Here is a 22,203-nt window from a genome sequence, read left to right on the forward strand (position 1 = left end):
CCGGGGCAGCCGGTCGCAGGGCCCGGCTCAGGCCGCGCGGTCGTCGTCCAGCACGCGGGCTCCGGGGATCGCCCGGAGCAGCGTCCGGGTGTACTCGTGCTGCGGGGCACCGAAGATCTGGTCGGGGGTGCCGGACTCGACGATCTGCCCGTGGTCCATGACGTGCACGCGGTGCGACACCATCCGGACGACGGCGAGGTCGTGGCTGATGAACAGGTACGCCAGACCGAGTTCCTGCTGCAGCTCGACGAGGAGCTCGAGGATCTGCTCCTGCACCACGACGTCGAGCGCGGAGACGGCCTCGTCGAGGACGACCAGGTCGGTCTGGAGTGCGAGGGCGCGGGCGATGGCGACGCGCTGGAGCTGCCCGCCGGACATCTCGTTCGGCAGCTTGTCCGCGGTCGCCGCCGGCAGAGCGACCCGGTCGAGCAGGTCGAGGGCGCGGGCCTTCCGCGTTGCGGCGTCGCCGATGCCGTGCAGCACCATCGGTTCCTCGATGCTCCGACGGACGGTCCAGCGGGCGTCGAGCGAGCCGTACGGGTTCTGGAACACCGGCTGCACGCGACTGCGGAACCGCATCAGGTCGCCGCCGCGCAGCCCGGAGAGCTGGGCGCCGTCGAAGGTGATCGAGCCGCTCGTCTGGTGCTCGAGCGCGAGGACCATCTTCGCCGTCGTGGACTTGCCGGACCCCGAGCCGCCCACGACCGCGACCGTCTCACCGCGTGCGATGTCGAAGGTCGAGCCGGTCACTGCGACGAAGGGGTCCTGCCGCCGCCAGCCGCTCGAGCGGATCGGGTACTCCTTGCGGACGTCGGTGAGCCGGACGAGCGGTTCGGCCGCCGCCACCGCGAGGTCGGGGCCGGTCGGACGGTGAACCGTCGTCGCAGGGCCGTCCCCGACGAGGCGGACGGATCCGAAGTCCGGGGCGGCCGCGAGGAGCCGCTGCGTGTACTCGTGCTGCGGACGCGCCAGGATCCCGGCGGCGCGGCCCTGCTCGACGACGTCCCCGCGGTACATGACGAGGATCGTGTCGGCACGTTCGGCGGCGAGCGGCAGGTCGTGGGTGATCAGGAGCACGGCGGTGCCGAGTTCACTGGTCAGCCGGTCGAGCTCGTCGAGGATGGTCCGCTGCACGGTGACGTCGAGGGCACTCGTCGGCTCGTCGGCGATGAGGAGCTTGGGACGACAGGCGAGCCCCATCGCGATGAGCACCCGCTGCCGCATGCCGCCGGAGAGCTCGTGGGGGTACTGGCGTGCACGGCGCTCCGGCTCGGGGATCCCGACCATCTCGAGCAGCTCGACGACACGGATCCGTGCCGCCGCGCCCTTGGCGATGCCGTGCACCTCGAGTGCCTCGCGGATCTGCGTGCCGACACGGTGGATCGGGTCGAGGTTCGACATCGGGTCCTGTGGCACCAGGCCGACGCCCTTGCCCCGGATGCCGACCATCGTGCGCTCGGGGGCATCGTGGATCGACACCCCGTCGAAGGTGATGCTGCCGTCCGAGATCCGGCCGTTCTCGGCGAGCAGGCGGTTCACGCTGGCCGCCGTCGTCGACTTGCCGGAGCCGGACTCGCCGACGATCGCCAGGGTCTCCCCGGCGGCGAGGTCGAACGACACCCGGCGGATCGCCTCGAACTCACCGGACGGGGTCGTGAACGTCACGGCCAGGTCGCGGACGGACAGGAGCGGCTGCTGCGTCATGGGGGCTGCCTTCGGGACAGGAGCGGAGCGTGCGAGGAGAGGGGCGCGGGCCGGCCGTTGCGGCCGGCCCGCGCTGGGGTGGTGACTAGACCGCGACGGTGGGGAGCGGGGTCTCCACACGCGGCTGGGGCGTGCCTGCGAAGGACGGTGTGCCGCCCCACGAGGTCTCGACGTCGGCGAGCTCGACGACCTCGCCGAACGACCAGCCCATGCCGAACAGGGCGAAGTGGTTGCGCTCCGGCGTGAACTCGGCGACCGCGTCCCGCACGACGTACGTGGCGTAGTCACGCTGTCCCGCGTCGCGGACGGTGGTCTCGACGCAGATGTTCGTCGTCACACCGCAGACCACGAGGTTGCGGACACCCATGCCGGTCAGGACGGGTTCGAGCCGGGTGCCGTAGAACGCACTCGGGCGGGACTTGTCGATCACGACCTCGTCGGGTCGGGCTCCGAGCTCGGGGATGAGCTCGATCTCGTCGGTGCCGTACCCGAGCGAGTTCGCGGCGATCCGGTCGGTTGCCTTCGCACCCTTCGTGACACCGAAGTCGACCATGCCAGGGCTGTAGACGTAGCGGGTGAAGATCACCGGCACGCCGGCAGCACGTGCGGCGTCGACGAGGGCGACGGTGCCGGGGATCGCGTGCCGCAGCGGGGTGACGTCGATGCCGGCGCGGCCGAGCGAGTCGTCGTTGTCGAAGAACGCGCGCTGCATGTCGACGACGATGACGGCGGTGTTCTCGGTGGGGATGGTGGTGGTCATCGTGCGACTCCTAGTTGAAGAGGATCATGCCGTTGGGACGGGGCGTCCAGTCGAGCCCCTTGGTGACGCCGTACGTGTAGGTGTCGGCGATGAGCGGTGCGTAGTACGTGTTCTCGTCGACGATCGCCGAGACCTGCCCGAGGTCGGCGTTCCGGGCGTCCTCGTCGGGTTCTGCGAGCTCCTTCTCGAGCAGCGCGTCGATCTCTGCGTTCTTCGCGTAGCCCTGGCCGCCGGACTTGGTGAGCATGGTCAGGGGAAGGTCGGCGTCGAGCACCGACGGGGCGAACGCGTAGATGTACAGACCGGAGAACTTGTTCGAGAACCAGTTCGACGAGAACGTCGAGAACTCCTGGCCGTCGAGCTCCACCGTGATACCGACCGCTTCGAGGTACTGCTGGATCGACTGTGCGAGCTGCTGGATCTGCGGCAGGGTCGTCGTCGGGTAGCTCAGCGTGATGGCGGACCCGTCGTACCCGGAGGCCTCGACGAGCTGCTTCGCCTTCGCGACGTCCTGCTCCGTCGGCTCGATGGAGTCGTCGTAGCCCTGGGTCACCGAGGCGACGAGCTGGCTGGCCGGCTCGGTGGTCCCGGCCATCAGCTTCTCGGAGATCGCGTCGCGGTCGACAGCCAGGCTGACGGCCTTGCGGAAGTCGGCGTCGTCGAGCCACTTCGCGGTCGCGTTGAAGCCGGTGTAGATGACCCGGTTCGACTTCGTGTCGACGACGTCGATCGCGTCGGACGACTCCGCGGTGTCGACGCTGGCCGGTCCGAGCAGCGCGATGTCCAGGTCGCCGGACTGCACCGAGTTCGCGCGGGTGGTCTCGTCCGGCACGAACTGGAAGACGACGTTCTCGTAGGTGCCCTGCTTGCCCCAGTAGTCCGGGTTCCGCTTCAGGGTGATGGAGTCGCCGCGGGTCCACTTCACCACCTCGTAGGGACCGGAGCCGACCGGCTTCTGCCCGAACGCCTTCGCACCCTCGGCGTAGATCGCCTCCGGCAGGATCGACACGAGTGTGACCTGGCGGTCGAACGGCGCGTACGCGGTGTTGAGGTGGAACACGACGGTGGTGTCGTCGGTCGCTTCGAGGGAGTCGATCGCGGTCATGTAGCCGCCGAGGTTCGACTCGGGGTCCTTCATCGCCGTCTCGTACGTGTACACGACGTCGTCGGCGGTGACAGGGGAGCCGTCGGAGAACTCGGCGTCGTCACGGAGCGTGAACGTCCACGTCGTCAGGGCGTCGTCGTGGGTCCACTCGGTCGCCAGGCCCGGTTCGACGCTGCCGTCCGCCCCGATGGTCGTCAGCTGGTCGAAGACGTTCTCGAAGACGTTGAGGGACTGCAGGTTCGTGTCGAACACCGGGTCGAGGGTCGACGGTTCGGCGGTCAGGGCGGCGGTGACGGTGTCCTTGGTGGTCGAGCCGCTGCCGGTGTCGGCGGACGAGAAGCCCGAGCAGCCGGTGAGCACGAGTGCTGCGGTGCCGGTGAGGCCGACTGCAGCGAGGAGTCGGTGGATCCGGGGTGATGCCATGAGGGGGTGGTCCCTTCCGGGTCAGGGGTGCGGGGGTGGGACGAGCGGTCAGCGACGCGAACGGCGCGCGGACAGGCCCTGCGAGACGAACTGGACCCCACCGATGACCATCAGGATCATCAGGGCGGGCAGGACGACGAGCGCTGGGTTGGTCTGCAGGTAGTTCTGGCCGTCGGCGATGAGTCCTCCGAGGCTGGGGGTCGGCGGCTGGATGCCGAGGCCGAGGAAGGACAGGGACGACTCGATCGTGATCACGGTGCCGACCTCGAACGCCGCGAGGATCGCGATCTGCGGGAGCACGTTCGGCAGCAGGTGGCGGCTGATGACCCACCATCCGGACCCGCCGGCCGCGGTCACGGCGGTGACGAACTCGCGTTCCCGCAGCGACACCGCGATGGAGCGCGAGACGCGGCCGTAGCCGACCCAGTTCGTCAGGCCGAGCATCACCACCAGCAGGGTGGTGCTCGAACCGAGCGCGGCGACCAGCACGATGAGGAGCAGGACGACCGGGATCGACAGCTGCACGTCGGCAACGCCCATCAGGAACGCGTCGAGACGACCGCGGCGCCACCCGGCGACGAGCCCGATCGCCAGCCCGAGGACCATCGAGATGAGCACGGCGCCGAAGGCCACGACGAGCGACGTCCGGGTCGCCACGGACAGCCGGCTGAGCAGATCACGGCCGAGTGCGTCCGTCCCCATCAGGTGGGCACCGCTCGTGAACGGCGTCTGCTGCGCACTCGCGAGGTCCTGCGTGTACGGGTTGAACCCGGGCAGGAACGGCACCACCACGACGACGAGTCCGACGATCACGAGCATGACGGTCGCGACGACGAGCGAGGGCGCCGCGCCGACGAGTCCCGCGGTGAGGGACCGTGCCTGGGTGCGGGAACGGAGCCGGTTCGTTGCCTGGGTCATGAGAGCCTCACTCGCGGGTCGAGCACCGCGTAGAGCATGTCGACGATGAAGTTGATGCCGACGAAGAGCACGGCGATCAGCACGACGCCGGCCTGCACGATCGGGTAGTCGCGCTCCGTCACGCCCTGCACGATCAGCCGGCCGAGGCCCGGCCAGTTGAAGACCATCTCGAGCACGACCGTGCCGCCCATGAGCACCCCGAGGTTGATGCCGGCGATCGTGATGACGGGCAGCAGGGCGTTCGGGAGCATGTGCCGCACGACGATCCGGCCTCGGGGGACGCCCTTCGCGCGGGCAGTCCGGACGTAGTCGAGGGTCCGTGACTCGTCGAACGAGGACGAGATCAGCCGCAGGTACAGTGCGACCTCGAACGTCGCCATCGTCGCGACGGGGAGCACGAAGCTCGCGTAGCTCGTGCGGCCGATCGCGGGGAGCAGCCCCAGGGAGACCGAGAACACGAGCACCAGCAGGATGCCGAACAGGTACGGCGGGATCGCCTGCCGGACCGTCGCGAGCCACATCAGCGTCGACCGGAGCCGCTTGCTGCCGGTCGTCTCGGCGACGACCGCCAGGGCAACTGCGAGCGCGAACCCGATGACGAACGAGGTCAGGGCGAGCTCGACGGTGTTCGGCAGCCGCTCGAGCACGAGGCCGAGTGCGGACTGACCCTGCCGGATCGAGTCGCCCAGGTCACCCCGGAACGCACCCGCCATGAAGTCGACGTACTGCACGAGCAGCGGCCGGTCGAGCCCGAGGCTGTGCCGGGCGGCGTCCACGTCGGCCTGCGTCGCCTGGTCCGGCAGCATGAGCCGGACCGGGTCCCCGGTCAGCCGGGCGAGCACGAACGCGAACGTGAGCACCGCGAGGACCGTGACGACGATCCGCGCGACGCGGGAGCCGATGAACCGCACCATGTGACGGTCCTTCCTTGAGCGGGTACGAGGTGGTCACCTCGGTGTGCAGGTGACGCTACGGACCGATTGATTCCGCACCGTGACCTGTCGGTAACGGTTGATTGCGCGCCGTCGATCCGCATGGGCAAGCCGATCGAGGGCGTTTCCGCCGCTGTCGGCGGTCTCGGTTCGTACCGCGTTGCTCAGCGGGGAGGCGTCGGTGTCTTGAGCATCGCGGGAACGTCGTCGTGCTTCGCCCACAGCGCCACACGGTCGCCGCGGTAGTGGCCGTAGGCGAGCATGCCGACGCGACCGTCCGCACCGCGCACGAGCGTCTCGCGCACCAGGATCGCGGCACCGACCGCGACCTTCAGGACCTTGGCGGTGCGCTCGTCGCAGTTCACCGCCTCCACGGTCGCCTCGACGTGCGACAACGCGACCTGCCGCATCGCGTTGAGCCGGGCGTCCCGGTCGTCGTCGTCGACGAGCAGGTCCGGCGCGTCCATCGGGTAGTACCCGACGAGCACGCCGAGCGGTTCGCCACCGCGGGTGACGAGGTCCTCGCGCATGAGCACGTACTCATCGTCGATCTCCAGCCGGCTCCGGATGTGTTCGTCGGCCAGCACGGGCGCGCGCTCCAGCTCGGTCAGTTCGAGGGAAACGGAGGGCCGGTCCGGGTCCTCCTCGGCGCGGGTCCATCCGCCGATCGGCAGGAGCTCCAGCAGCGGCAGCTCGGAGATCGAGGCCACGACGCTCGTCCCGATGCGCTGTCGTCGTTCGATGAGCCCCTCGGCACCGAGCATCGACAGCGCCGACCGGATGCTGCTCCGGCTCATCATCATCGACATGGTGAGGCTCTGCTCCTCGACCGGACGCCCGGCCGCGAGCACGCCCCGCCGGATGCTCGCCCGCAGGAGCACGTGGGCCCGTCGCGGGGAGGACTGCAGGAGTTCGCGGATCCTCTGGCCACTGCCGCTCCGGGCTCGGGCGATGGCCTCGGTGAGTTCGGTCTGCGTGTACACGTCGATCCTCCGGTCCGGAGCCGACAGTGCCAGCGGCCCCTCGGTGCAGGTGAGCTTATGGACGACGCGTGTCGCGCAACTACCCCGGAGCGTTACGTGTTGATTACGCCGTGCAGCCGGCCGAACGCAGGGGTCAGTGTCCGAGCTCGACCAGGAACACCCCGGCGATGATCAGCGCGATGCCGCCCAGCATGAGCAACGTCAACGGTTCGCGGAACAGCACCCGCCCCAGGATCGCCGTCAGCGCGACACCGGTCGCGGCCCAGATCCCGTAGGCGACACCGATCGGCAAGCCGAGCGTCAACGCGACGGCGAGCAGGCTGAACGCGATGAGGTACCCCATGACGACGGGCACGAAGAACACCTTCCTGCCGTCGGTGGCGAGCTTGAGGCTGATCGTGGCACCGACCTCGGAGACGATCGCGACGGCGAGCAGGACCCACGCCATCAGAACGCCCCCCGCTGCGTCATACCACCCTGTGGCGCCTCGCGCTTCCGTGCGGCGAGGGCTCGCTGCGAGCCGATCTCGACCAGCAGCACCCCGGCAGCGATGAGCGCGATGCCGACGACCATGGTGAGCGTGAGTGCCTGCCCGAACAGCACGGCCGCGAGCACCGCGGTCAGGGCGACACCAGAGGCTCCCCAGATGCCGTAGGCGACGCCCACCGCCATGCCGGCGCGCAGCACCAGGATCAGCATCGCGAACGCGGCGACGTAGCCCACGACGACGAGCGCGTACCACCCGGGCTTGTCGACTGCGGCCTGCATCGAGAGCGCTCCGGTGACCTCGGCGACGATCGCGGTCCCGAGGAACAGCCACTTCATGCGCCGGTCCTGTCCGCCAGGGCCGCGATCGCCCGTGCCGCGACCCGGACGGTGGCATCCGCCGCAGCATCGTCCCGGTCGGCGAGCCACGTCGAGCCGATGCCGTCGGCGGTCGCGATGAGCAGCCGGACGACGTGCTCGACCGGCACTGCCCAGCGGATGCCGTCCTCGGCGGTCCACTCGTCGACCTGCTCGCGGACGGCGTCGAGGTACGCGTGCTGCTCCCACGCGGCGAGGTTCTGCAGGTCGGGGTCGCGCCGTGAGTGGGTGACCAGCTCGACGACGGCGAGTGCGGTCGCTGGGTCGTCGCGCGTCTGCGCGAGGTGGGCCGACAGGCCGGAGGCGATCCGGGCCTCCAGGTCGAGCCGCGTGACCGGCGGTGCGAACGCGACCGCCATGGCCGTGCGGAGCTGGCGTTCGAGCACGGCACGGAAGAGCGGCGCCTTCGATGCGAAGCAGTAGTGGAAAGCGCCGTGCGGCAGGCCAGCGCGGGCGGTGACCGCGCGGGTGGTCACCGCGCTGATGCCGCCGTCGCGCAGGACGGCGATCGCGGCGTCGACGAGCTGCTCGCGCCGTTCCTCGACGCTGCGGTGCTCTTGCTGGAGGGTCATGGTCCGACCGTAACGCCGTACTTGGCCATGTGGCCAAGTCGGGCGGTGAACTCTCAGCGTGAGACGGGTTCGCCCCAGCACCCCGGTCCACAGCAGAACGACCCTCGGCCAACCGGCTGAGGGTCGTTCTGTGGTGCGACGTGCCTACTTGCGGAGCAAGAGGCTGGCCACGCCGAGGACGGCGAGGGTGATCTTGTAGCTGCGAGGAGACATCAGACCGTCCTTACTTGCACTGGCTGGCACTCGTTGCACTGGCTGGCACTCTTGTCAGCTGGCGGGCGGCACCCGCCTTACTGCGGCATGTCCACGAACCGCGAGAACATCCCGTGGAACGCCACGGTGATCGTGTCCGTCGGCCCGTTACGGTGCTTCGCCACGATCAGGTCGGCCTCACCCTGCCGCGGGTTGTCCTTCTCGTACGCCGACTCGCGGTGCAGCAGGATGACCATGTCGGCGTCCTGCTCGATCGAGCCGGACTCACGCAGGTCGGAGATCGCCGGCTTCTTGTCGGCACGCTGCTCGGGACCACGGTTCAGCTGGGACAGCGCGATGACGGGGACCTGGAGCTCCTTCGCCATCAGCTTCAGCGCACGCGAGAACTCTGAGACCTCTTGCTGGCGGCTCTCGACCTTCTTGCCCGAGGTCATCAGCTGCAGGTAGTCGATGACGACGAGCTTGAGGTTGTGCTGCTGCTTGAGTCGACGGCACTTGGCGCGGATCTCGACCAGCGTCATGTTGGGGGAGTCGTCGATGAAGAACGGGGCGTCGTTGATGCGGCCACGGGTCTGGGCGATGGTGGTCCAGTCGCGGGAGTCCACGGTGCCCTTGCGCATGTTCTGCAGCGGCACGCTGGTCTCGGCGGACAGCAGACGCATGGCGATCTCGGCGCGACCCATCTCGAGCGAGAAGAAGGCGGCGGTCTGGTCGTGCTTGATCGCGGCAGCGCGGCACAGGTCGAGCGCGAGCGTCGACTTACCGAGGGCGGGTCGAGCGGCGACGATGATGAGCTGTCCGGGGTGGAAGCCGTTCGTCAGGCCGTCGAGCTGCGCGAAACCGGTCGGTACGCCGGTCATCTGGCCGTCACGGCCCTTGGCGGCCTCGATCTCGTCGAGGGCGGCGGAGATGGCGTCGGTCAGGGGGACGTAGTCCTCGGTCTGCACGCCACCGGCGACGTTGTAGACCTCGGCCTGCGCGCTGTTGACGAGGTCGGTGACCTCGCCTTCGGACGCGTAGCCCATCTGCACGATGCGGGTGCCGGCGTCGACGAGGCGACGGAGGACGGCCTTCTCGGCGACGATCCCGGCGTAGTACCCCGCGTTGGCCGCGGTCGGCACCATGCTCGTCACGCTGTGCAGGTACTCGGCGCCACCACCACGGGACAGCAGACCGGTCTTGGTCAGCTCGTCGGTGACGGCGATGACGTCGGTGGGCTCGCCGTGCGAGTAGAGCGAGAGGATCGCGTCGAAGATGACCTCGTGCTTGGGGACGTAGAAGTCCACGCCACGAGCGGTCTCGATGACGTCGGCGACGGCGTCCTTCGACAGGAGCATGCCGCCGATGGTCGACTGTTCGGCCAACAGGTCGTGCGGCGGGGTGCGTTCCATGCCGCGCTCCGCGTACTCCTGCGGTGCGGGCTCAAGATGCGCGATCGACACACTCTCTCCTCTGTTGAACGACGCAGGGCTGGACACAGTGATCCGACACCTGCAACGACTTTCTACCCCCAGCGACCGACATCCCCGAGTCGCTGGGCCAAGCTACGGCCGCAGAGTTATCCCCAACAAACGGCCCTGTGGATAACTCTGTGGAGGGATTGCGGAACACGCCGGAATGCTGTGTGGAGAACTGTGGACGAGCCTGTGGAATCATGGCCATGGGAACACACTTTCGACCACCTGACCAGGGGTTTTCATTCTCACACGGTGTGTGGAAAAGTGGGGTTCAAGTACGCCTTGAAGGTTCCGATTTGACACGTTTCTGCTGTGTAAAACGACTTGACAAGCACCCCTCCCGTGGGAAGTGTTCTCGGGCCGTTCCCAGCAAGCCGGGCCGTGCCTGAGAGGTAACCAGCCAGCCAAGCCGAACCCGCCCGTGCAAGCCGAGCCGGGCCTCCCGGCCGTTCTGGACGACCGTGCGTTGATGGTGAGCAGAAGATGTCGAGTGGGGGATCGGGACCCGACCTTTTCTGCTCACCAAGTGAAAGCACGCACGCCCCGCGCCACGCACCACGCGGAGAACCCACCAACGCAACGACGGGCGGGCCTCCCGAAGGAGACCCGCCCGTCGTGGAGCGGAACGTCAGTGCTACTTGGCAGCGACGACCTTGAGCGAGATCACGGCAGTGATGTCCTCGCGCAGACGCACGGTGGCCTCGTGGTCACCGACGGTCTTGATGGTCGCGGGGACCTCGACCTTGCGCTTGTCGAGCGAGCCGACGCCCTGCGCCTGGACGGCGTCAGCGACGTCGCCCGGACGGACGGAGCCGAACAGACGACCGTCCTTGCCGGCCTTGACCGCCAGGGAGATGGTCGCGTTCTCGAGCTTCATCTTGAGGTCCTGTGCCTCTTCGATGGTGGCGAGCTCGCGCGCGGTGCGCGCGGCACGGATCGACTCGACCTGCTTCTCGCCGCCCTTGGACCACGCGACAGCGAAGCCCTGGGGGATGAGGTAGTTGCGGGCGTAGCCGTTCTTGACGTCGACGACGTCACCAGCGGAACCGAGGCCGGAGACCTCGTGGGTGAGGATGAGCTTCGACATGTGTCGACCTCCGATCAGCGGCCGGAGCCGGCGTAGGGGAGGAGCGCCATCTCACGGGCGTTCTTCACGGCACGGGCGATGAGGCGCTGCTCCTGGACGGAGACGCCGGTGATGCGACGGGCGCGGATCTTTCCACGCTCCGAGATGAACTTGCGAAGGGTCGCAACGTCCTTGTAGTCGATGACGCCGACCTTGATCGACTTCGCGGGAGCGGCGTTCTTGCCGCCCTTGCCGCGAGGCTTCCGGCGGTCGCCGGTGCTCTTTCCAGCCATAGTGATTTGTCCTTAGAAGAAAAGTTGTGTGTCCGTCGGAACCAGGAGGATCAGAACGGGGTCTCGTCGTCGAAGTTGCCGCCGGGGGTGCTCCACACGTCGTTCGACTGTGCGTTGCCGCCGCCCTGCTGGCCACCCTGCGGGGACCACGGCTCGTCCGACTGGCCACCAGCGGGGGCGTTGCCGCCACCGTTGTTGTTCCAGCCGCCGTTGCCGCCGCCCTGCTGACCGCCGCCGTTGCCGCCGCCGACCTGGCCACGACCGCCGCCGCCACCCGCTGCGCGGGTGATCTGTGCGGTCGCGTACCGGAGCGACGGGCCGATCTCGTCGACCTCGAGCTCGATGCTCGTGCGCTGCTGACCCTCACGGTCCTGGTAGGAACGCTGACGCAGACGACCCTGCGCGATGACGCGCGAGCCCTTCGTCAGCGACCCCGCCACGTGCTCGGCGAACTCCCGCCACACACTCGCGCGGAGGAACAGCGCGTCGCCGTCCTTCCACTCGTTCGCCTGACGGTCGAACGTGCGAGGCGTGGAGGCGATGGTGAAGTTCGCCACTGCGAGCCCGTTCTGCGTGTAGCGCAGCTCGGGGTCCGCGGTGAGGTTGCCCACCACCGTGATGACGGTTTCGCCGGCCACGGGTTACTCGGCGCTCGCGGTCGCGGTTGCGGAGGCGTTGGCAGCCTTGCGGGCTGCGCGTGCCTCGTCGCGCTGCTTCTGGGCGGCGACCTGCGCGATGCCCTCTTCGGCGCGGAGGACCTTCGTGCGGAGCACGGCCTCGGAGAGACCGAGCTGACGGTCGAGCTCCTTGGCGGCCTCGGGCGAGGACGTGAAGTCGACGACGGCGTAGATGCCCTCGGACTTCTTGGCGATCTCGTAAGCGAGCCGGCGACGGCCCCAGACGTCCACGTTGTCGACGGTGCCACCGTCGTTGCGGATGACAGCGAGGAACTTGTCCAGGCTGGGAGCGACGGTGCGCTCATCGATCTCGGGGTCGAGGATCGCCATCAGTTCGTACTGGTGCATGCGGAACCCACCTCCTCTGGTCTCAGCGGCCCCGGGCAGTTCCCGGGGCAGGAGGGTTGATGCATGTGCCACGGCACGCAGACACGCGCCGGGCAACCTGCACAGACTACCCGACGGCCTGGAGGCGCGCCACCGGTCTGTGGAGAACCGTCGCGTCCGTCAGGCGGTCGCGTCCCGAGCGGCCCACCAGTCGCGCAGGCGCGCCTCGGCAGCGTCGGCGCCGAGCGGCCCGTCGTCCATCCGCGCCTCGAGGAGGAAGCGGTAGGCCTCGCCCACGGCACGCCCCGGCGGGATGTCGAGGATCCGCATGATGTCGTCGCCGGTCAGGTCGGGCCGGATCGAGTCCAGCTCCTCTTGGTCGGCCAGGACGCGGATCCGCTCCTCGAGGTCGTCGTACGCGAACGCCAGGCGATCGGCCTTGCGACGGTTCCGCGTGGTGACGTCCGAGCGGGTGAGCTCGTGCAGCCGTTCGAGCTGCGGGCCGGCGTCGCGGACGTAGCGCCGGACGGCCGAGTCGGTCCAGGCACCGTCGGTGTACCCGAAGAACCGCAGGTGCAGTTCGATCAACCGTGCGACCGCGGCGATGGTGTCGTTGTCGAAGCGCAGGGCCCGGAGCCGCTTCTTCGCGAGCTTCGAGCCGACCAGGTCGTGGTGGTGGAAGCTGACGGCGCCGCCCGGCTCGAGCTTGCGGGTGGCGGGCTTGCCGATGTCGTGCAGCAGCGCCGCGAGCCGCAGCACGGTGTCCGGGGGGTCGCCCGCGTGCCGCTCGGCCTCGTAGCCGATCGCCTGTTCGAGCACGGTCAGGGAGTGCTCGTAGACGTCCTTGTGGTGGTGGTGCTCGTCGATCTCGAGCTGCATCTCGGGCAGCTCTGGCAGGAACCGCTGCGCCAGCCCGGTGTCCACGAGCAGGCGGATGCCCGGCACGGGGTCGCCCGTGCCGAGCAGCTTGACGAGTTCGTCGCGTACCCGCTCGGCGGACACGATGTCGATGGAGTCGACGAGGTCCTGCATGGCGGCACGGACGTCGTCGTCGACGGTGAACCCGAGCTGCGAGGTGAACCGCGCTGCCCGCATCATCCGGAGCGGGTCGTCGCGGAACGACACCACGGCGGCCTGCGGGGTGCGGAGTCGTGCGGCCAGCAGGTCTTCGACGCCGCCGTGCACGTCGACGAGCTCGCGCGCCGGCAGCCGGAGCGCCATCGCGTTGACGGTGAAGTCGCGGCGGAGCAGGTCGTCCTCGATGGTGTCGCCGAACGCCACCTCGGGCTTGCGGGTCTCGCCGTCGTACACGTCGCTGCGGTAGGTGGTGATCTCGACCTGTTCGCCGCGGACCAGAGCGGCGATCGTGCCGAACTGCCGCCCGACGTCCCACGTGGTGCTCGCGATCGGCTCCACGATCGCCAGGATCTCGTCCGGACGCGCGCTCGTCGTGAAGTCGAGGTCGGTGACGGGACGACCGAGGAAGGCGTCCCGCACGGGTCCGCCGACCAGGGCGAGCTCGTGTCCGGCGTCGGCGAAGGCCCGAGCGAGGAGGTCGACGGGCTCGGTGGTGGCGAGTGCGTCGAGTCGTTCGACGGCCTGGGCAACGGACTGCATGACGGTGCTCATCCTCCCAGATCGAGGCCCCGAGTTCTCCACAACCCCGCGCGCACGGGACCTGTTCATGGTCACGCCTCATACACTCGTGCTCGGCCCGAACCGACCCCGTGGCCCGCTTCCGTATGCACATCCTCCGCACCACGCTCGCCGCAGCCGCGTCGACCCTCGTCGCGCTCGGCCTGGTCGTCGCGCCCGTCAGCGCCCCGCACGCCGATGCTGCGACGGTCTCGTCGGCCAAGACCCACCTCGCCGATCCGGCTGCTGCCGATGCGGGCAAGGCCACGATCTCGGTCGCCCCCGCGCACCGTGGGATCGTCCAGCGCGACCAGGACCTCACCCTCTCGGTGACCGTCACGAACGACACCGACACCGCACTGCCCGCCGGCACCGCGGAGTTCGACATCTTCCGCTCCGTGAGCACGCGGGACGTCCTCGCTGACTGGCTTGCCGACACCACCACGACCGGTTACCTCGGCGCCCCGATGGACTCCGTGGACATCCCGGAGGTCCCTGCGCACCGATCGGTCACCATCGACTCGGTCGAGATCGTCTCGGGCAACGTGGCACTCGGCGGGTACTCCTCGTTCGGTGCGCGACGCATCGCGGCGGAGTACACGGCCGGTGAGACCTTCGCCGTCGCCCGCTCCGCGATCACCTGGTACCCGGACTTCGAGCAGGTGCCGGTCAGCGTCTCCGTGGCGATGCCGGTGACGGTCCCGAAGTCCCCCGACGGCATCCTCAGCGCGGCCGTCCTGGCCGCCGCGACCTCGGTGGACGGCACCCTCACGCAGCAGCTCGACGCCGCCGAGGACCACAACGTCGCCGTTGCGGTCGACCCCCGCATCATCGCCTCGATCCGGATCCTCGGCGAGAACGCGCCGTCCGCGGCGACCGCGTGGCTCCAGCGCCTCGAGTCCCTGCGGAACGAGACCTTCGCGCTGTCGTACGCCGACGCCGACGTCACCGGGCTGCGCCAGGCCGGGTCCGACGGCATCCTCGCTCCGATCTCGCTCGACCAGTCCGTGAAGACCGAGAACTTCCCCGGCGCCGAGACCCCCGCGCCGACCCCGACCGCGACCCCCGGCCAGACGACGACCCCGAGCAGCACCGCGTCCCCGAGCGACGACGCCACCACCGACGCCGGCTCGGGCGAGACCACGGAGACGCTGCCGACCACCGAGCAGCTGCTGGACTTCCCGTACTCGATGGACTCCATCGCGTGGCCGGCGGACGGCACCGTGACCGCGGCCGACCTCACGGCACTGCAGCGGGCCGACAAGGACACCACCATCGTCTCGAGCGGGAACACCTCCGCCGGCGCGAACGCCACGGTCTCGGCATCGGAGAAGATCGGCGACGACCACGTCCTCGTGTCGGACCAGTCGATGTCGTCCCTGCTGCGGGACGCCGCGACCGCACCGGATCGCCAGAGCTGGTCGTCGGCGATGTCCGAGCTCACCGCGACGCTCGCCACCTCGGCGCGCGACGGCACCGCCACGGGGCCGATCCTGCTCACTCTCGGTCGCGACTGGCCTTCGGACTCCACACGCCTCAGCCAGACCCTCGACGCCCTCGAGAGCACCGCCTGGGTGGCACCGGCGGACCTCTCCACGGCGTCGGACGCCACGGCGGGGTCGCTCACGCTCAACAGTGCGTCCACCGGGGCCGACCGCATCGCACAACTCAAGCGCCTCGTGCAGGGCGAACAGGGGCTCTCCGCGTTCGCCACCATCCTCGACACCCCCGCTGAACTGACGGCACCCGCACGCCTCCGGCTGCTCGCCATCGCCTCGAACGCGTGGCGCGGGGACGACGACGGGCTCCAGGCCGCGGTCGACGTCCGCACCGCGGCCTGGGCGAAGCAGACCACCGAGGTCGGGATCGTCGACTCGAGCAGCCTGACCCTGCTCGGCGACCGGTCCTCGCTGCCGGTGTCCATCCGCAACAGCTCGGACTACCCGGTGACGGTGCACCTGGCCGTCCAGCCGTCGAACTCCGCCCTCCGGATCGTCCGCAACGACATCGTCGTCGAGATCCAACCGGACTCCTCGACCCGAGCGACCGTCCCCGTGCAGTCCGTCGCGAACGGCAAGGTCGAGCTGACCATGTCCCTGTCGAGCCCGACCGGCGTCGCCATCGCGCAACCGGCCACCGTCGAACTCAACGTCCAGGCGCAGTGGGAGACGGTCATCACCGCCGCCGCAGCGGTCGCCCTGATCGCGATCTTCGGCTTCGGCATCTTCCGCAGCATCCGGAAGCGCATCCGTCGTCGCAACGGCGAACTCGACGACGAGGACGACGACGACCCCAACCGCCCGCTCGCTGTGCAGCCCGGTGCGCCGGGCGCGGCTGCTCCGTCCACGGGATCGGTCGCCGGACCGGGAGGCCCGGATCACCGCGCCGAGGCACCCACCGCGTTCGCCGTGGCTGGCTCCGGCACGGCCGCCGTCGCGGCTCCTGGTGGCGACCGCCTGCAGGACGCGATCGCCCGTGCCGGGGCCGAGCCGGGCCTCCCGTCCGACGCCCGTACCAGCCGCGTCGCGGACGCCCGCGACCCCGAGGAGCCGACCATCAGCGCCACCCAGCCCCAGCCCGACGTCGACGCGGAACCCGTCGCGGAGCGCAGCCTGGGGCGGGCGAGTGCGATGCTCGCGGCGGGGACGATGGTGAGCCGGATCCTGGGCTTCGCGAAGACCTTCGTGCTCGCCTACGCCATCGGGCAGAACGCGAGCCCCTCAGCGAACGCGTTCGCCGTCGCGAACCAGCTGCCGAACAACATCTACGCGCTCATCGCGGGTGGCCTGCTGTCGGCCGTGCTCATCCCGCAGATCGTCCGCGCCATGAAGAACGGCACGGACGGCGGACAGGCGTACGTCAACAAGATCGTGACGCTCGGCGGTTCGGTCTTCATCGTGATCACGATCGTCGCGACGGCACTGGCACCGCTCTTGGTCCGCCTGTACACGACGTCCTCGGACACCCGGAGTCCCGCTGCGACCGACCTCGCCATCGCCTTCGCGTTCTGGTGCCTGCCGCAGATCCTGTTCTACGCGATGTACTCGCTGCTCGGTGAGGTCCTCAACGCCAAGCAGGTCTTCGGACCGTTCACCTGGGCGCCACTGCTCAACAACGTCATCGCGATCGCCGGGCTCGTGGTGTTCATCGCCCTGTACGGCACGAGCGGCAGCGCCCTCGACGATTGGACGCCGGCGAAGATCGCACTGCTCGCCGGCAGCGCCTCGTTCGGTGTGTTCGCCCAGGCGGCGTTCCTACCGCTGTTCTGGCGGCGAGCAGGCCTGTCGTTCCGGCCGGACTTCCGGTGGCGCGGCGTCGGCCTGAAGTCGACGGGAACCGCTGCCGGCTGGCTCTTCGCGATGATCCTGGTGACCCAGGTCGCCGGCATCGTGCAGTCCGCGGTCGCGTGGAAGGGTCAGGGCGACGGTCCCGGCAACGCGGTACTCGGCAACGCGTGGCTCATCTTCATGCTGCCGCACTCGATCATCACGGTCTCCATCGCGACGGCGTACTTCACCCGGATGAGCCACGATGCTGCACGCGGCGACCTGGCATCAGTCCGACGGAACCTGTCGCTGTCCCTGCGCATCGTCGGACTCTTCACGGTCTTCGCGTCCGTGGCGCTGGTCGTCGTCGCGGTGCCGTTCGGGCGGCTCTACGAGGGCACGTTCGAGAGCGCCCTGCAGGTGGGTGCCGTCCTGGTCGCCTACATGCCGGGCCTGGTCCTGTTCAGCATGTTGTTCATCATCCAGCGCGTGTTCTGGGCCATGCACGACCACCGGACGCCCTTCCTGATGCAGTGCATCCAGTCCGTCCTGTTCGTCATCGGTGCCCTCGCGGTGTCGACGTTCCCGACGTCCGTGATCGGCATCGGTGTGGCCGCGTGCACGACGCTCGCCGGCACCGCGCAGACGATCGTCGCGCTCGTCCTGGTGCGTCGCAAGCTCGGCAGCATCGAAGGACCGGTCGTGACCCGCTCGCACGTGCAGTTCGTCATCGCCGCGCTGATCGCCGGCGTGGTCGGTCTGGTGGTCGCGAACTTCTTCGGCGCGTTCTCCGCAGCCGGGTTCGCGATGTCGGACCGCACCGGGGCACTCATCACCATCGTCCTGACCGGCGCCGTCATGGTCCTCGTGTACTTCGGGGCGCTCGTCGTCGCCAAGAACGGCGAGATCAAGAACGCCGTCGGCATGGTGAAGAGCAAGCTCGGTCGCTGACCGCACGCTTCCCGGACGTCGCGGAATGCCGCGCCGGTACCATGTGTTGACCCGGTCAGCACGCAACGGAAGGGCAGTCAGGCATGCGCCAGCTCATCATCATCGGTTCCGGTCCGGCCGGGTTCACCGCCGGCATCTACGCCGCGCGCGCAGAGCTCAAGCCGCTCATCGTCGCGTCCAGCGTCGAGACGGGCGGGGAACTCACCAAGACGACCGAGGTCGAGAACTTCCCGGGCTTCCCCGAGGGGATCCAGGGCCCCGACCTCATGATCAAGATGCAGGAACAGGCCGAGAAGTTCGGCGCTGAGGTCCTGTACGACGACGCCGTCTCCGTCGACCTCACCGGCGACGTGAAGAAGGTCACCGTCGGCTCCGGCGAGACGTACGAAGCCCTCGCGGTCATCTACGCGACCGGTTCGGCGTACCGCCACCTCGGCATCGCCGACGAAGAGCGCCTCTCGGGCCACGGTGTCTCGTGGTGCGCGACCTGCGACGGCTTCTTCTTCCGCCAGAAGAACATCGCCGTGGTCGGCGGTGGCGACTCCGCGATGGAAGAAGCGACGTTCCTCACCCGCTTCGCCGACAAGGTGACCGTGATCCACCGCAAGGACACCCTCCGCGCGTCGAAGATCATGCAGGACCGTGCTCACAACGACCCGAAGATCGAATTCGCGTGGAACAAGGAGGTCATTGGCATCCAGGGTGACTCCGCAGTGACCGGCGTGACCCTCAAGGACACCGTGGACGGCACCGAGAGCGAACTCGCCCTCGACGGTCTGTTCATCGCGATCGGCAACGACCCCCGCGTGCACCTCGTGCACGGTCAGCTCGAGCTCGCTCCCGAGGGCACCATCGCCGTCGAGGGCCGCACGTCCAAGGCCGTCGGCGTCCCCGGGGTCTTCGTCGCGGGCGACGTGCTCGACCACACCTACCGCCAGGCCATCACGGCTGCTGGGTCCGGTGCCGTCGCTGCGCTCGACGCCGAGAAGTACCTCGCCGACCTCGAGGACTCGCTGACCGACGCTGCTGCGGGCGAGACCCCGGTCGAGCCGGTCACCATCTCCGCCTGACCCGTACGGCCCCCGGAATGCCGGGGGAGCGTCCGCGGTTCCACATCCAGTACCGACTTCTCACGAAAGGACACCCATGTCCAACGCAAAGGCTGTCACCGACGCCACCTTCTCGGACGAGGTCCTCAAGTCCGACAAGACGATCCTCGTCGACTTCTGGGCCGAGTGGTGCGGCCCGTGTCGCGCCGTCTCGCCGATCCTCGACCAGATCGCCGAAGAGCACGCCGGCAAGATCGAGATCGTGAAGCTCAACGTGGACGACAACCCCCAGTCGGCCATGAACTACCAGATCACGTCGATCCCGGCGATGAAGGTCTTCAAGGGCGGCGAGGTCGTCAAGACCGTCATCGGCGCCAAGCCGAAGCCCGCGCTCGAGGCCGACCTCGCCGAGTTCCTCGCGTAGGTCGCACCAGCTCCACCGAACGCCCCGTCCTCGTCCTGCTCAGCAGGCGCCGGCGGGGCGTTCGCATGTCACCCGTTGCGGATCGGCCCCCGCCGCGGAGCCCGGGTTTCCGGGGTCGATGTCGTAGTGTGGCGGGAATGTCTCACTGATCGGAGCACGGTATGACGAACGGCAACAGCCTCGACCCCTGGTACGACTCCTACGCCCAGCGCACCGCCGGGCTGAGCGCCTCCGAGGTCCGAGCCCTGTTCGCCGTCGCCTCGCGCCCCGAGGTGGTCTCGCTGGCCGGCGGCATGCCGTTCGTCTCCGCGCTGCCGAGGGAGCTCGTCACGGGCTCCCTGGACCGCGTGATGAACGAGCACGCAGCCATGGCACTGCAGTACGGCGGCGGACAGGGTCTGCGGTCCCTCCGCGAGCACATCGTGGACGTCATGAGCCTCGAGGGCATCCGTGCCAGTGCCGAGGACGTCGTCGTGACGACGGGCTCGCAGCACGCGCTCGACCTCGTCACGCGGCTGTTCATCGATCCGGGCGACGTCGTCCTCGCCGAGTCCCCGTCCTACGTCGGTGCGATCGGTGTGTTCCGGTCGTACCAGGCCGAGACCGTCCACGTGACGACCGACGAGCTCGGGCTGGTGCCCGAGGCACTGCGCGAGGCGATCGCGAACCTCCGGACGCAGGGCAAGCGGATCAAGTTCCTCTACACGATCCCGAACTTCCACAACCCGGCCGGCGTCACCATGAGCCGGGAGCGCCGCATCGAGGTGCTCGACATCTGCCGGTCGAACAACATCCTGGTGCTCGAGGACAACCCCTACGGACTCCTCTGGTTCGACGAGCCGGCACCGCAGGCGATCCGTTCCATCGACGAAGAGGGCGTCGTGTACCTGGGGTCCTTCTCCAAGACCCTCGCACCCGGTTTCCGCGTCGGCTGGGCGCTCGCACCGCACGCCATCCGCGAGAAGCTCGTGCTCGCCAACGAGTCCGCCGTCCTCGCCCCGAACTCCTTCGGTCAGTACGTCGTGAACGCCTACCTGGACGCCGCGGACTGGAAGGGTCAGGTCGACACCTTCCGGGGCATCTACGCAGCGCGCCGTGACGCCATGCTGTCCGCACTGGGGGAGTTCCTGCCGGACCTGTCCTGGACGAAGCCGAACGGTGGCTTCTTCGTCTGGCTGACGCTCCCCGAGTCCCTCGACTCGAAGGGCATGCTGCCGCGCGCCGTGAAGGAGCTCGTCGCCTACACGCCGGGGACGGCCTTCTACGCGGACGGTCGTGGCGGCGGGCACATCCGTCTGTCGTTCTGCTACCCGACCCCCGAGCAGATCCGCGTCGGCGTGAAGCGGCTCGCCAACGTGGTCAACGACGAACTCGAGCTGATCGAGACGTTCGGTCCGACGACTCGGCCGAACAGCGTCGTCCGGGAGACGTCCTCGGTGAGCGCGCCACCGCCGAACATCTCCTGATCAGCGCTTTTCCTAGGTGCGTGACCCATCAGCACCGTCGTTCCACACCGGAGGACCCCCATGGCTGAGCTCACTCGTCGTCACGTCGTCGTCGTCGCCGGAGGGATCTCGCACGAGCGTGACGTCTCCCTGCGCTCCGGTCGGCGGGTCGCCGACTCGCTGACCGGGTACGGCTGGCAGGTTGATCTCCGCGACGCCGACGCGCTGCTGCTGCCGGCTCTCGCCGAGTCCCGCCCGGATGTCGTGTGGCCAGCTCTGCACGGCGCCTCCGGTGAAGACGGGGCCCTGCGGGGCATCCTGGAGGCGGTGGACATCCCGTTCGTCGGCTCACGTTCCACGTCGGCCCGGTTGGCATGGGACAAGCCGACTGCGTCAGCGCTGGTCGCGCGGGCGGGCGTCCGCACCCCTCGATCCGTCACGCTGTCCCACGACGTGTTCCGCGAGCTCGGCGCCGTCGGGGTGCTCAAGGCCATCGCGGGGGAGCACCCGGTCCCGCTCGCCGTGAAGCCGGCGCGTGGCGGCAGCGCGCAGGGAGTGACCCTCGTCGATGACGTCAACGACCTGCCGCGTGCCATGGTCACGGCCTACACGTACTGCGACGACGTCGTGGCCGAGCAGCTCATCCGCGGTACCGAGGTCGCGGTCGGCATCATCGACACGGGCGACGGGCCGGTGGCACTCTCCGCGGTGGAGATCGTCCCGCGGAACGGCATCTACGGCTTCGAGGCGCGGTACAACGCGGGGGAGACGACGTTCTACACCCCCGCCCGATTGTCTGACGAGTTCGCGACCGCTGCAGCCGATGCCGCCGTCGCGGCGCACACAGCCCTCGGCCTCCGCCACCTGTCCCGTGTGGACCTCATCATCGACGGCGCCGGAACGCCGTGGTTCCTCGAAGCCAACGTACTCCCGGGTCTGACCGAGACATCCCTGCTGCCGCAGGCACTCTCCGCATCGGGATTCGATCTCGGGTGGACGTACGCGGAGCTCGCCGAACAGGCGATCCGCGATCACCACGCCTGATCCGTCAGGTCCGACGTTCCACGTGGAACATCGGAATGCGTGAGAGTCGATGTTCCACGTGGAACGTCGCACTCGTGGTTCGCTGCTGAGAGCTG

Annotated in this window: 20 protein-coding genes; 5 read left to right on the forward strand and 15 right to left on the reverse strand. The window is 69.0% G+C overall.

All coding sequences use genetic code 11. The features are described 5' to 3' along the window. Positions 1 to 27: 27 nt before the first annotated feature. From EDF33_RS02565 to EDF33_RS02635, 15 genes are all read right to left on the reverse strand, one after another. The gene (locus EDF33_RS02565; protein WP_132099227.1) at positions 28 to 1,704 is read right to left on the reverse strand and encodes an ABC transporter ATP-binding protein; all 1,677 of its coding nucleotides are present in this window, start codon (positions 1,702 to 1,704) and stop codon (positions 28 to 30) included. Positions 1,705 to 1,789: 85 nt separating this feature from the next. Next, positions 1,790 to 2,464, reverse strand: coding sequence for an isochorismatase family cysteine hydrolase (locus EDF33_RS02570; protein WP_131877899.1), 675 nt, complete (start codon positions 2,462 to 2,464; stop codon positions 1,790 to 1,792). A 10-nt stretch (positions 2,465 to 2,474) separates the two neighbouring features. After that, positions 2,475 to 3,992: an ABC transporter substrate-binding protein gene (locus tag EDF33_RS02575; protein ID WP_131877901.1), complete on the reverse strand. Its 1,518-nt coding sequence runs from the start codon at positions 3,990 to 3,992 to the stop codon at positions 2,475 to 2,477. A 48-nt stretch (positions 3,993 to 4,040) separates the two neighbouring features. After that, the gene (locus tag EDF33_RS02580) at positions 4,041 to 4,910 is read right to left on the reverse strand and encodes an ABC transporter permease (RefSeq protein ID WP_132099228.1); all 870 of its coding nucleotides are present in this window, start codon (positions 4,908 to 4,910) and stop codon (positions 4,041 to 4,043) included. After that, entirely contained in the window at positions 4,907 to 5,824 is a 918-nt protein-coding gene (locus EDF33_RS02585) for an ABC transporter permease (protein ID WP_132099229.1), read from the reverse strand. The genes EDF33_RS02580 and EDF33_RS02585 overlap by 4 nt, the downstream gene beginning before the upstream one ends. Positions 5,825 to 6,006: 182 nt before the next feature. After that, positions 6,007 to 6,825, reverse strand: a complete 819-nt coding sequence (locus EDF33_RS02590) for a UTRA domain-containing protein (protein ID WP_131877907.1) — start codon at positions 6,823 to 6,825, stop codon at positions 6,007 to 6,009. A gap of 133 nt (positions 6,826 to 6,958) precedes the next feature. Then, the gene (locus EDF33_RS02595) at positions 6,959 to 7,273 is read right to left on the reverse strand and encodes an SMR family transporter (RefSeq protein ID WP_132099230.1); all 315 of its coding nucleotides are present in this window, start codon (positions 7,271 to 7,273) and stop codon (positions 6,959 to 6,961) included. After that, positions 7,273 to 7,650: an SMR family transporter gene (locus EDF33_RS02600; protein WP_132099231.1), complete on the reverse strand. Its 378-nt coding sequence runs from the start codon at positions 7,648 to 7,650 to the stop codon at positions 7,273 to 7,275. The genes EDF33_RS02595 and EDF33_RS02600 overlap by 1 nt, the downstream gene beginning before the upstream one ends. Next, complete coding sequence (locus tag EDF33_RS02605; RefSeq protein WP_132099232.1) at positions 7,647 to 8,261, reverse strand: TetR/AcrR family transcriptional regulator; 615 nt, start codon at positions 8,259 to 8,261, stop codon at positions 7,647 to 7,649. Before EDF33_RS02605 ends, EDF33_RS02600 begins: the two co-directional genes overlap by 4 nt. Before the next feature lie 290 nt (positions 8,262 to 8,551). Then, positions 8,552 to 9,916 (reverse strand): replicative DNA helicase, encoded by a 1,365-nt coding sequence (dnaB, locus tag EDF33_RS02610; protein ID WP_111083664.1) that lies wholly within the window; start codon positions 9,914 to 9,916, stop codon positions 8,552 to 8,554. A 649-nt stretch (positions 9,917 to 10,565) separates the two neighbouring features. Further along, positions 10,566 to 11,018, reverse strand: coding sequence for a 50S ribosomal protein L9 (rplI, locus tag EDF33_RS02615; RefSeq protein WP_111083665.1), 453 nt, complete (start codon positions 11,016 to 11,018; stop codon positions 10,566 to 10,568). Between the two features lie 14 nt (positions 11,019 to 11,032). Continuing rightward, positions 11,033 to 11,290: a 30S ribosomal protein S18 gene (gene rpsR / locus EDF33_RS02620; protein ID WP_017887834.1), complete on the reverse strand. Its 258-nt coding sequence runs from the start codon at positions 11,288 to 11,290 to the stop codon at positions 11,033 to 11,035. Between the two features lie 50 nt (positions 11,291 to 11,340). Next, positions 11,341 to 11,928: a single-stranded DNA-binding protein gene (locus EDF33_RS02625; RefSeq protein ID WP_123292950.1), complete on the reverse strand. Its 588-nt coding sequence runs from the start codon at positions 11,926 to 11,928 to the stop codon at positions 11,341 to 11,343. A 3-nt stretch (positions 11,929 to 11,931) separates the two neighbouring features. Beyond that, positions 11,932 to 12,315: a 30S ribosomal protein S6 gene (rpsF, locus tag EDF33_RS02630; RefSeq protein ID WP_111083667.1), complete on the reverse strand. Its 384-nt coding sequence runs from the start codon at positions 12,313 to 12,315 to the stop codon at positions 11,932 to 11,934. 159 nt (positions 12,316 to 12,474) lie between these two features. Next, positions 12,475 to 13,911 (reverse strand): CCA tRNA nucleotidyltransferase, encoded by a 1,437-nt coding sequence (locus tag EDF33_RS02635; RefSeq protein WP_132099233.1) that lies wholly within the window; start codon positions 13,909 to 13,911, stop codon positions 12,475 to 12,477. A 110-nt stretch (positions 13,912 to 14,021) separates the two neighbouring features. On the opposite strand from EDF33_RS02635, the gene EDF33_RS20465 reads away from it, so the two are divergent. From EDF33_RS20465 to EDF33_RS02660, 5 genes are all read left to right on the forward strand, one after another. Further along, the gene (locus EDF33_RS20465) at positions 14,022 to 18,146 is read left to right on the forward strand and encodes a DUF6049 family protein (protein ID WP_243692334.1); all 4,125 of its coding nucleotides are present in this window, start codon (positions 14,022 to 14,024) and stop codon (positions 18,144 to 18,146) included. Positions 18,147 to 18,229: 83 nt separating this feature from the next. Then, complete coding sequence (trxB, locus tag EDF33_RS02645) at positions 18,230 to 19,216, forward strand: thioredoxin-disulfide reductase (protein ID WP_131877913.1); 987 nt, start codon at positions 18,230 to 18,232, stop codon at positions 19,214 to 19,216. Positions 19,217 to 19,292: 76 nt separating this feature from the next. Next, positions 19,293 to 19,619 carry a thioredoxin gene (trxA, locus tag EDF33_RS02650; RefSeq protein ID WP_017887828.1) on the forward strand — a complete coding sequence of 109 codons (327 nt, stop codon included), beginning with the start codon at positions 19,293 to 19,295 and terminating at the stop codon, positions 19,617 to 19,619. Positions 19,620 to 19,780: 161 nt separating this feature from the next. Then, positions 19,781 to 21,085: a PLP-dependent aminotransferase family protein gene (locus EDF33_RS02655; RefSeq protein ID WP_131877915.1), complete on the forward strand. Its 1,305-nt coding sequence runs from the start codon at positions 19,781 to 19,783 to the stop codon at positions 21,083 to 21,085. A gap of 60 nt (positions 21,086 to 21,145) precedes the next feature. After that, positions 21,146 to 22,108: a D-alanine--D-alanine ligase gene (locus EDF33_RS02660; RefSeq protein WP_132099234.1), complete on the forward strand. Its 963-nt coding sequence runs from the start codon at positions 21,146 to 21,148 to the stop codon at positions 22,106 to 22,108. Positions 22,109 to 22,203 lie beyond the last annotated feature (95 nt).

This window comes from Curtobacterium sp. PhB146, from assembly GCF_004342995.1.
Classification (GTDB): Bacteria; Actinomycetota; Actinomycetes; order Actinomycetales; family Microbacteriaceae; genus Curtobacterium.